At 59.8% G+C, this 11,224-nt stretch carries 9 protein-coding genes; all 9 read right to left on the minus strand.

Features of this window, described 5'->3' with window-relative positions; translation table 11 throughout:
• Window positions 1–62: 62 nt before the first annotated feature.
• Complete coding sequence (locus U873_RS0127230) at window positions 63–1,985, minus strand: PrkA family serine protein kinase (protein ID WP_025131259.1); 1,923 nt, start codon at window positions 1,983–1,985, stop codon at window positions 63–65.
• 299 nt (window positions 1,986–2,284) lie between these two features.
• On the minus strand, window positions 2,285–2,614 hold the full coding sequence (gene glpE / locus U873_RS0127235; protein ID WP_025131260.1) for a thiosulfate sulfurtransferase GlpE: 330 nt from the start codon (window positions 2,612–2,614) through the stop codon (window positions 2,285–2,287).
• Window positions 2,615–2,647: 33 nt separating this feature from the next.
• A complete protein-coding gene (locus U873_RS0127240) occupies window positions 2,648–3,517 on the minus strand; it encodes a symmetrical bis(5'-nucleosyl)-tetraphosphatase (protein WP_025131261.1) in 870 nt (289 codons plus the stop codon).
• The gene (apaG, locus tag U873_RS0127245; protein WP_025131262.1) at window positions 3,517–3,897 is read right to left on the minus strand and encodes a Co2+/Mg2+ efflux protein ApaG; all 381 of its coding nucleotides are present in this window, start codon (window positions 3,895–3,897) and stop codon (window positions 3,517–3,519) included. The genes U873_RS0127240 and apaG overlap by 1 nt, the downstream gene beginning before the upstream one ends.
• A 122-nt stretch (window positions 3,898–4,019) precedes the next feature.
• Window positions 4,020–4,832, minus strand: coding sequence for a 16S rRNA (adenine(1518)-N(6)/adenine(1519)-N(6))-dimethyltransferase RsmA (gene rsmA, locus U873_RS0127250; RefSeq protein ID WP_025131263.1), 813 nt, complete (start codon window positions 4,830–4,832; stop codon window positions 4,020–4,022).
• Window positions 4,829–5,818 (minus strand): 4-hydroxythreonine-4-phosphate dehydrogenase PdxA, encoded by a 990-nt coding sequence (pdxA, locus tag U873_RS0127255; protein ID WP_025131264.1) that lies wholly within the window; start codon window positions 5,816–5,818, stop codon window positions 4,829–4,831. The genes rsmA and pdxA overlap by 4 nt, the downstream gene beginning before the upstream one ends.
• Complete coding sequence (surA, locus tag U873_RS0127260; RefSeq protein WP_036997049.1) at window positions 5,815–7,131, minus strand: peptidylprolyl isomerase SurA; 1,317 nt, start codon at window positions 7,129–7,131, stop codon at window positions 5,815–5,817. Before surA ends, pdxA begins: the two co-directional genes overlap by 4 nt.
• Window positions 7,112–9,934 (minus strand): LPS-assembly protein LptD, encoded by a 2,823-nt coding sequence (locus U873_RS0127265; protein WP_025131265.1) that lies wholly within the window; start codon window positions 9,932–9,934, stop codon window positions 7,112–7,114. The genes surA and U873_RS0127265 overlap by 20 nt, the downstream gene beginning before the upstream one ends.
• Before the next feature lie 153 nt (window positions 9,935–10,087).
• The coding region (locus tag U873_RS0127270; protein ID WP_025131266.1) for a group II intron maturase-specific domain-containing protein at window positions 10,088–11,224 on the minus strand (1,137 nt) is incomplete at its 5' end.

The raw sequence follows: 11,224 nt of genomic DNA on the forward strand, positions 1-11,224 counted from the left end.
AGGGCCCGGCCGGGCCCTGCAACACCGCGCCTATAGCTTGTGGCTAGAAGCTTGCCGCTGCTTCACTGCGATTTCCTGACCCGCAGATACCATTCGGACAGTAGCCGTACCTGTTTGTCTGTGTAGCCGCGCTCGACCATTCGTGTAACGAAGTCGTTGTGTTTCTGTTGATCCTCTTTGCTGGCCTTGGCATTGAAGCTGATGACTGGCAGCAGGTCCTCGGTGTTGGAGAACATTTTCTTCTCGATGACCACCCGCAGTTTCTCGTAGCTGAGCCAGGTGGGGTTCTTGCCGTTGTTGTTGGCCCTGGCGCGCAGGACGAAATTGACGATCTCGTTGCGGAAGTCTTTCGGGTTGCTGATGCCTGCCGGTTTCTCGATCTTTTCCAGTTCCTCGTTGAGGGCGACGCGGTTGAGAATTTCCCCGGTTTCCGGATCGCGGTATTCCTGGTCCTGAATCCAGAAATCCGCGTACAGCACATAGCGGTCGAAGATGTTCTGGCCGTACTCGCTGTAGGACTCGAGGTAGGCAGTCTGGATTTCCTTGCCGATGAACTCGATGTAGCGCGGCGCCAGGTATTCCTTGAGGAAACGCAGGTAGCGCTCGCGGGTTTCCGCCTGGAACTGTTCCTGCTCGATCTGCTGTTCCAGTACGTACAGCAGATGCACTGGGTTGGCCGCTACTTCATGGGGGTCGAAGTTGAAGACTTTCGACAGGATCTTGAAGGCGAAGCGCGTGGACAGGCCGTTCATCCCCTCATCGACACCGGCGCTGTCGCGGTATTCCTGGATCGATTTGGCCTTGGGATCGGTGTCTTTCAGGTTTTCCCCGTCATAGACCCGCATCTTCGAGTAGATATTGGAGTTTTCCGGCTCCTTGAGGCGCGAGAGCACGGTGAACTGGGCCAGCATCTTCAGGGTGTCGGGCGCGCAATGGGCCTTGGCCAGGGAACTGTTGAACAGCAGTTTGTCGTAGATCTTCACCTCATCGGTAACCCGCAGGCAGTACGGCACCTTGACGATGTAGATCCGATCGATGAAGGCTTCGTTGTTCTTGTTGTTGCGGAAGGTGTGCCACTCCGATTCGTTGGAGTGAGCCAGGAGGATGCCGGTGAACGGAATCGCCCCCAGGCCCTCGGTACTGTTGTAGTTGCCTTCCTGGGTGGCGGTCAGCAGTGGGTGCAGCACCTTGATCGGTGCCTTGAACATCTCGACGAACTCCATCAGGCCCTGGTTGGCCCGGCACAGCGCCCCGGAGTAGCTGTAGGCGTCGGCGTCGTTTTGCGGGAACTCTTCGAGCTTGCGGATATCCACCTTGCCCACGAGGGCCGAGATGTCCTGGTTGTTCTCGTCGCCCGGTTCGGTCTTGGCCACGGCGATCTGGTTGAGAATCGATGGATACAGCTTCACTACCCGGAACTGGCTGATGTCGCCGCCGAATTCCGCCAGGCGCTTGGTGGCCCAGGGCGACATGATGGTGTTGAGGTAGCGCCGGGGGATGCCGAAGTCTTCTTCGAGAATCGCGCCATCTTCCGTGGCGTTGAACAGGCCCAGTGGCGACTCGAAGACCGGAGACCCCTTGATGGCGTAGAACGGCACTTTCTCGATCAGTTGCTTGAGCTTTTCAGCCAGGGACGATTTGCCGCCGCCGACCGGGCCCAGCAGGTAGAGGATTTGTTTCTTTTCTTCCAGGCCCTGAGCGGCATGGCGGAAATAGGAGACGATCTGGTCGATGCACTCTTCCATGCCATGGAAGTCTTCAAAGGCCGGATAGCGCCGGATTACCTTGTTGGAGAAGATTCGCGACAGCCTCGAGTTGGTCGAGGTGTCCAGCAGTTCGGGTTCGCCGATGGCCAGTAGCAGGCGCTCGGCGGCCGAGGCATAAGCGCTTCGATCCTTTTTGCACAGTTCCAGGTATTCCTGCAGCGAAAGCTCTTCCTGGCGTGTGGATTCGAAGCGTTGTTGGAAGTGGCTAAAAATACTCATGACGTCACCTCGCTCGATACGTGGAGCCGGCGTCGGATCAGTCAGTCAAGTGCTGGCATGCAGCTGAGTTTCCAGCTGCTGTTTACCCCCCAGAACACTTCCAAAGCTATCGACCTTGAAAGCTAGTACCGATGACCCGCACGCCGGTGTACCGGCTCTCCCCTGATTTGGATGGCCTGAGGCTAAGGATAGTTCGGAATCCGGGAGGTCAAGGCGAGATGGGGAATTAGTTGCGCACTACCGTTCGTCCGGTGGTGCGTCAGCCCGCGTAGTACGCGGGCTAGAGCTGCTGAAAAAAATTATTCGGCGGTGCCTTGGGCGATTTCCGTCGGATAGGTGCTGCGCCATAGTTCGAAGCCGCCATCGATGCTGTAAACGTCGGAGAAGCCCTGGCTGACCAGGTACGCCGCAGCACTCTGGCTGGAGTTGCCGTGATAGCAGACCACCAGCAGCGGGGCGTCGAGATCGGCGCCGCGGATGAAGTCGGAGATGGAGTGGTTATCCAGGTGCTGCGAACCGCTGATGTGGCTCAGGGCATAGGTTTGCGGGTCGCGGATATCGACCACGACCGCACCTTGCTCGCGCAGTGCCTGGGCCTGTTCGGGGGGAATGCGTTTGAATTCGCTCATGGCGGGCTCCTGAAGCGTGATGGTCGGCGCGATCTAGCGCTTTGCCGGTAGGGGCAAGGGGGTGGGGGAAGCAGGCGCGATATGGCCCTGTGGGTCGCAATCGCAGGTCAGGCGTACGCCGGTGTCGACATTCAGCAGCGTCATGGCTCCGCCCCAGACGCAACCGCTGTCCAGGGCGAAAATGCCAGGTTCGTTGCTATGGCCTTCCAGGGCCGCCCAATGGCCGAAGATGATCTTCAGGTCACGGGTCTTGCGCTCCTTGTGGCTGAACCAGGGCGCGTACCCGGCTGGCGCGGTGTCCAGTCCTTCCTTGCTCTTGAGGTCGAGCTTGCCCTCACTGGTGCAGAAACGCATGCGAGTGAAATAGTTGGTGATCACCCGCAGGCGCGTCACGCCTTTGAGTTCACTGTCCCATTTCGCTGGGTCGTTGCCGTACATGCCGTCCAGGAAGGGCTCGAAGAGATTGTCGTCCTGCAGTGCCTCCTCGACTTCGGCGGCGCACTTCAGGGCCTTCTTCAGGGACCACTGGGGGGCGATGCCGGCGTGCACCAAGGCCAGGTTGCGGGTTTCGTCGTAGTGCATCAGCTTTTGCTGGCGCAACCACTGAAGGAGTTCCTCGCGGTCCGGGGCTTCGAGGATTTCGCGCAGGGTGTCGGATTTCTTCAGGCGCTCGATGTTGCGCCAGGCCGCCAGCAGATGCAGGTCGTGGTTGCCCAGCACGCAGACCAGCGAGTCGCGCATTGCGTAGAGATAGCGCAGGGTTTCCAGCGACTGCGGGCCGCGATTGACCAGGTCGCCCACCAGCCACAGGCGGTCCCGGGCAGGATCGAAGGCTACCTGCTCAAGCAGGCATTGCAGGGGCTCCAGGCAGCCTTGCAGGTCACCGACAGCGTAGGTTGCCATCAGTGCAGGGCTCCGGGGACGGCCAGGCGGAACGGGGCAATGATGGCGTCGAACTGCTTGCCGTCTTCTGCGAGCATTTGATAGCTGCCCTGCATGTTGCCGACCCGGGTGGTCATCACTGTGCCGCTGCTGTAGGTGTGGCTCTTGCCCGCGGCGATCAGCGGTTGCTGGCCGACGACGCCAGCGCCGCGGACCTCTTCCACGTGGCCGTCACCGTCGGTGATCACCCAGTGTCGGGACAACAGTTTGGCCGGGAGCGAGCCGTTGTTCTGGACGGTGATGGTGTAGGCGAAGGCGAAGCGGTTCTGCTCGGGTTGCGATTGGTCTGCCAGAAAGCGCGTGACGACGCTGACATCGACCTGATAACGAGGATCGGACATGCAAAAGGCCTTTAAAGCGAAGCGGGGCGCGGGACAAAGCTGATGGTCGTCAGTCTAGGTCAAGTATCGGGTAGTAAACCAGACATCCCGTCTGGCGTCCTACCCGATCTCGCGTGGGAGGCTCAGCTTGCCTCGGGCTTGACCTGATCTGCCAGCTGATCGGCCAGGCGCACGAAGGCGGCCAGGTCGAGTTGCTCGGGACGCAAGCTGCCATCGACGCCGGCAGCTTCGATCTCGGCGCTGCTGAGGAGCGCCTTGAGGGTGTTGCGCAAGGTCTTGCGCCGCTGGTTGAAGGCTTCGCGGACGATGCGCTCCAGCAGGCGGTGATCCTTGGCCGGGTGTGGCAGTACGGCGTGGGGCACCAGGCGCACGATCGCCGAGTCGACTTTCGGCGGCGGATTGAACGCACCGGGACCGACGTTGAACAGGTGTTCCACGCGGCAGTGATACTGGACCATGATCGACAGGCGACCCCAGTCACCGCCGCCTGGGCCGGCAGCCAGGCGCTCGACCACTTCCTTTTGCAGCATGAAGTGCATGTCGCGGATCAGCCCGGCGTTCTGCAGCAGGTGGAAGATCAGCGGGGTCGAGATGTTGTAGGGCAGGTTGCCGACCACCCGCAGGCTGCCTGGCGCTGCACCCAGTGTGTTGAAGTCGAACTTCAGGGCATCGCCCTGGTGCAGGTTGAAGTTGCTCTTGCCGGCGAACTGCTGATTGAGGATCGGGATCAGGTCCTTGTCCAGTTCCACCACGTCCAGCTGGGCGCCGCTGCCCAGCAGGCCTTCGGTCAGGGCGCCCTGGCCCGGGCCGATTTCCAGCATGCGGTCTTCGGGTTTGGCGTGGATGGACCGCAGGATGCGGTCGATGACGCCGGCGTCGTGCAGGAAGTTCTGGCCGAAGCGCTTGCGCGCCCGGTGTTGGTATTGCTCGGTCATATACGGTTCTCGGCCATCTGGTAGGCGGTTTCCAGGGCGACCTGCAGGCTGCCGGTGTCGATCTTGCCGCTGCCGGCCAGATCCAGGGCGGTGCCGTGGTCGACGGAAGTGCGGATGATCGGCAAGCCGAGCGTCACGTTGACGGCCGCGCCGAAGCCTTTGTATTTCAGCACAGGCAAGCCTTGGTCGTGGTACATCGCCAGCACTGCGTCGCAGTGCTCCAGATATTTGGGGGTAAACAGAGTGTCGGCAGGCAACGGACCGCGCAGGTCCATGCCTTCAGTGCGCAGGCGCTCTAGGGTAGGTTCGATGATGTCGATTTCTTCACGGCCCAGGTGCCCGCCTTCACCGGCATGGGGGTTGAGCCCGCAGACCAGGATGCGTGGCCGGGCGATGCCGAACTTGTGTTGCAGGTCGGCATGCAGAATCCGCGTGACTCGCTCCAGGCGCTCGGCGGTGATGGCGTCGGCAATCTCCCGTAGAGGCAGGTGAGTGGTCACCAGCGCCACGCGCAGGCCGCGGGTGGCCAGCATCATGACCACCTGCTCGGTGCGGGTCAGGTCCGCGAGGAATTCGGTATGCCCGGAAAAGGCGATCCCGGAATCGTTGATCACGCCTTTGTGCACGGGGGCGGTGATCATGCCGGCGAAGTGCCCATCCAGGCAGCCCTGGCCGGCGCGGGTCAGGGTTTCCAGGATGAACGCGGCATTGGCCTGGTCCAGCTGGCCGCTGATCACCGGGTTGCCCAAGGGAGTGTCCCAGACATACAGGCTGTTCGCCGGAGCAGGTTCAGCCGGCAGTTGGTCCAGGGTCACGGGCAGAAGGTCGACCGCCACCCCCAGTTGCGCGGCCCGCTCAAGGAGCAGGTCGCGACTGGTGATGGCAATCAGGGGATGGGGCTGGGGTTGCGAGGCGAGCAGCAGGCACAGGTCAGGACCTATACCCGCCGGTTCGCCGGGTGTCAGAGCGAAACGTCTGGGTTTCACTGTGCGGCCTGTTCAGCGCCGGGCAGCTTGATTTCGACGTAGGCCTCGTCACGGATCTGCCGCAACCAGGTCTGCAGTTCTTCGTCGTACTTGCGGTTACGCAGGACGGTCATGGCTTGCTGTTCGCGGGCCTGGCTGGTGCTGTCGGTGGCGCGACGGCCAAGGACTTCCAGTACGTGCCAGCCGTAAGGGCTCTTGAAGGGCTTGGACAGTTGACCTTGTGGGGTCTTGGCCATCACTTCGCGGAATTCCGGCACCAGGGCGTTCGGGTCGATCCAGTTAAGGTCGCCGCCATTGAGAGCGGAGCCCGGGTCTTCCGAGTAGCTTTTCGCCAGTTCGGCAAAGTCTTCGCCGGCTTCGATGCGATCGTAGAGCTTCTGCGCCAGGCGCTTGGTCTCTTCTTCGCTGCGAATTTCGCTTGGCTTGATCAGGATGTGACGCACGTGCACTTCGTCACGCACCTGATTGCCGCCGCCACGCTTGTCCAGCAGCTTGAGGATGATGAAGCCGCCTGGGGTACGGGCTGGTTGGGTGATGTCGCCCACGGCCATGGCGCTCAGTTCACGATCGAACGGAGGGGGCAGTTGAGCCGCTTTGCGCCAGCCCATGTCGCCGCCTTCCAGAGCGTTGTCGCTGCCGGAACGAGCGATTGCCAGCTGGGCGAAGTCCGCACCCTGCTTGAGCTGCTGGTACACCTCCATGGCCTGGCGGGCAGCACTCTGAATGGCTTCGGAGTTGGCGCTTTCCGGGGTCGGGATCAGGATGTTGGCCAGGTGCAGTTCTTCGGAGAGCTGCATCTTGCCCAAGTCCGAGGCCAGGAAGTTCTTCACTTCCTGTTCCGATACCTGGATGCGTTCGGCCACACGGCGCTGACGCACGCGGCTGATGATCATCTCGCGGCGAACCTGGTCACGGGCGTCCTCATAAGAGAGACCGTCGTGGGCCAGAGCGGCGCGGAATTGCTCGATGCTCATGCTGTTGCGCTGGGCAATGGTGCCGATCGCCTGGTTCAGTTCTTCATCGGTGATGCGGATGCCGGAGCGTTCGCCAATCTGCAGTTGCAGGTTTTCAACGATCAGGCGTTCCAGAACCTGTTGCTCCAGGACGCTGGTAGGCGGCACGCCACCGCCACGCTTGGCGATGGTTTGCTGGACTTCGTGAACCCGCTGGTCCAACTGGCTCTGCATGACCACGTCGTTGTCGACGATGGCCACCACTTTGTCGATGGACTGTACCGCGGCGCTGGCCGCAGTACTCAGGAACAGCGCGCCCAGCATCAGCGGGCGCAGACAATCAGAAAGCTTGGTCTTCACGTTCACGATAACCTTGGATGCCTTTGTCGAGGAAGCTCTCTACTTTGGTGCCCATGACGCCACCGAGACCCTTCAGAACAATTTGGAGGAAGATGCCGCGGTCGCCTTTCTCGTTCTCCGGAGCGTTCTGACTGAACTCGTCATACTTGACCCAGTAACGGCTGATCAGGCGCAGTTTCCAGCAGCAGTTGTCGTATTCGAAACCACCGAAGGCCTCGAGCGTGCGGTTACGGTTGTAGTCGTACTGCCACCGGCTGATGGCGTTCCATTGCGGCACGATCGGCCAGATCACCGAGAAGTCATGCTGCTGGATCTTGTAGTAGTCCTTCACGTAACCAGGTTGGCCCGGAGTGCCGTAGTCGCCACCCATTTTCCAGGTACCACTGTTCTGGTCGTAGCGGATCTGGTCGTTGCGATAGCGATAGCCGACGTTGACCACCTTGTTCGGGTTGTCTTCAGGTTGGTAGTGGAGCATGGCGCTGCCGGAGCGCGGGCTGTGGCTGTCCGGGTCCCAGTTGTAGTCGGCAGTGGTGCGCCAGTCGCGGTTGTAGCGGTATTCGTATTCAAGAGCGTACGGCGAGACGTTGGAGGTCGCGTCGGCACGGGTCCGGTAGTCGATGCCCGGCAGTTGGACGGTGCGGTCCTTGAAGTACAGGGCCTGGCCGACACTGATGCGCTGGCGCTGGAAGCCGTTGTCTTCGATCCAGCGGCTGGTGACACCCAGGGACAGCTTGTTCTCGTCGCCGACGCGGTCGGAGCCGGAGAAGCGGTTGTCACGGAACAGCGAGGCATAGTTGAAGGTTGGCTCGCCGGTATCGAATACCGGGATGTCTTTCTGATCCTCTTCAGGAACGTAGAGGTAGAACGCGCGCGGTTCCAGGGTCTGGCGGTAGTTCTTGCCAAACCATTGGGTATTGCGGTCGAAGTACAGGCCACCGTCGAGGCTGGCGATTGGTACGCCACGGTTCTGCGAGCTCTTGAACGATTCGCCCAGAGCTGCCGAGTTATTACGATTGGTGAGCAGGTCTGATTTACCTTTGCCGTCCAGGTCGAGGTTGTATTGGGTGTACATGTACTTCAAGGACGGCGTCAGGAAACCGTAGCTCCAGTTCAGCGGCAGGCTGACACCAGGCTTGAGATTCAGACGATCACCATTCGAACGGGCCAGGCCCGCGACGTTGGTATCCAGGCGGGGAGTGCCGAATGTCCCGTCAGAGTTGAAAGGACCGCCATCTTTGTCGGTATAGTTTCCGTTCAGCAGATCCCGATCAAAGCGCACCAGCTCGGTTTCATAGGTGAAATCCAGGCCTTGCGGGTGGTACGGCAGCGAGCCGTTGAAGGTGATCTGCGGCAGTTTGTTGTACGGCGTGATGTTGGATACGGTGGCCAGCTCATACGCCTGCATATTGAGGCGTGCAGTATAGTTGTCGCCACGATAGGTCACGGCGCCCTGCTGGTTGACGTAGTCAGTGGACTTCACACCGATCTGGTCGGTTTGCAGATCCTGGAAGTAGTACGGGTCGCTGATCTTGGTGTAGTCGACCTCGGTCATCAGGCGCGAATCAAGCCCTCCCTTGTGCTGCCAGTTGAGCATGTAGCGGGTTTTTTCGTAGTCGGTCTGCTTACTGCGGTCGGTGTCGTCGTCGTTGAGATACGCGGCGCCGAACTGACCTTCGCTGCTCTTGGTCAGGTAGCGGAACTCGCCTTCCATCAACAGGCCGCGCTTGGCCATGTAACGCGGGTACAACGTGGCGTCGTAGTTCGGTGCCAGGTTGAAGTAGTACGGCGTGACCAGCATGAAACCGGTATCGCTGCCGGTGCTGAAGCTCGGCGGCAGGAAGCCGGACTGGCGGCGGTCATCGATCGGGAAGTAGATATACGGGGTGTAGAGCACCGGAATATCTTTGACCCGCAAGGTCACGTTGGTGGCGGTACCGAAGCCGGTGGCCGGGTTCAAGGTGATGTTGTTGCCCTTGAGCTGCCAGGCGTTGCTGTTCGGTTCGCACGTGGTGTACGTACCATCCTTGAGGCGGATGATGGCGTTTTCCGCACGCTTGGCGTACAGCGCGTTACCGCGAACCCGTGACTTGTGCATCACGTATTCGGCGTTGTCGACCTTGGCTTCGCCGGTATCGAGCTGCACGTCGGCATGGTCGCCCACCAGCAGCGTGCCATTATCGCGGATGCGTACGTTGCCGCTCAGCTCGCCGCGGTTCTCGGCCTGGTACAGGTTGGCCTCATCGGCTTCGACCTGCATGCTGCCCTGGCGCATGACCACATCGCCGGCCAGGGTCGCGACCTGTTCTTCCTGCTGATAACGCGAAGCCTTGGCGCCGATAAAGGTCGGGGCATCACTTTTATTCGTCTTGTCATTCATGCCAGGACGAATTGGTTCGATATAGGAACCAGAGCAGTAAGGACCGGTCTCGGCCAACTGGGCGGCGGTGAGCTTCTCGCGCGGTACCCAGTCGAGGTGGCTGTAGTCCGTGCTGCGGGACCGCAGGCCACGGCCCTTGGCCTCGGTCACCAGAACCGGCTTGTCGCCAACGGCCTCACCTGCAGCGCCGCTGTCGGTAGCGGTCGAACCGCTGGAACTGACCGAGCTGGCGTCGTGAATCGGGCGCGGAGGCAGTTGGGCTGCGCTGGTTTTAGGCGCACAGGCCCAGCCACCCGAAGCAGAGACTGAGCAGTCATACTGTTCCGCGGCGACCACGAAAGAAGTGGCTAGAGGTTGCAGGGCCAGCAAACTGCCGGTAACCAGCAACGGAAATTTTTTACGAAACGCGGGGGATTTCAATGCCATCTTATTAGTCCGGGCTTCCTGCGTGCCATCTGCCCGCGGTGGTGGGCCGCACGCCTCTCGATGGTCTGAAAGTTGGGTAGGAACAGACCATTTCTGGTCTGCTCCCCCCTAAAAACCGTACGTGCGCCTTTCAGCGCATACGGCTCAAGTCTTTTACGAAGCCCCCCTTGAGGGAGCCGGTTTGTACACTGTTAATCCACGAGCGTGAAGCTGCTGGTGGCAAATGGGATGCAATAGTACCCGGTTGTCCAGCGAGTCACCACCGCCTTGTGAGCGATAAATGATGTGGTGGTCGTGCCACCCAGTCTCCCTAGATATTGGGCTTTTGCATAGTACGCACAGTCCTTTTTGGGATTGAAATAGATGAAGAATTTGTTTGCGGTACTTCAATTTCCCGAGCATCCGGGACATCCGCAATGCCTCTCCCATTTCTTCCATAGAGGGATCAAACGGATTGAAATCCCCGCTGATCTTCCTGTGCCTCTCAATCGGCGTGGCCTCTAGGGCGTATAACCGAATTGCCTCTTTGCCTCCTGACTCCGTTATGACCGTGGTGGCAAACACCCAGCTTCGACTTTCGTAGGTTTGGAAATACTTCTCCCTTACCCAATCGAGACTTTTGTTTGGGTGCCGCCTTTTCGCCCAACGCCAAAGCGCTTGGAATATTTGGTGGTCCATGCGGCTGTACGCCTTCTTGGCGACCACAGGCTGGTGATACAGCGCCCAGCCTCGCAGTATCGGATTAAGCAGGCGGATCAACTCCTCCTGTTTCACCGCTTTGTTAGTGCTGATGACCTCTTTTACCTTCCTATAGAACGCTTTCACGTTCTTTTTGGCAGGTTTGATCAGGAGTTTTCCGCCGTATTTGCGGAAATTCCAACCAAGGAAGTCGAAGCCTTCATCTATGTGGACGACGTGGGTTTTCTCAAGCGACAGCTGCAATCCTCGCACGGCGAGAAACTGCTCAACCCAAGGTTTGATCTCATTTTCGAGCATCTCTTTCGAGTTACCGGTAATCACAAAATCATCGGCATATCGCACCACGTTAATTTTCAGCTTCTTCGCCTTCGTCACGCCCAGGTGTTGCTTGAGCTGTGATTCCAGTCCATCCAGCACCAGATTCGCCAAGGTGAGCGAGATAATCCCGCCCTGTGGTGTACCGGCATTCGTTGCCTGTAGCTGGCCTTTGTGAATCACTCCAGCTTTCAACCATTTTCGGAGGATTTCTTTGTCCGTTGGGACATTTTCGATCAGCCAGTCATGGTTGAGGTGAATCGCCCCGGGTTTCCT

The sequence above is a fragment of the Pseudomonas sp. PH1b genome, from assembly GCF_000633395.1.
Lineage (GTDB): Bacteria > Pseudomonadota > Gammaproteobacteria > Pseudomonadales > Pseudomonadaceae > Aquipseudomonas.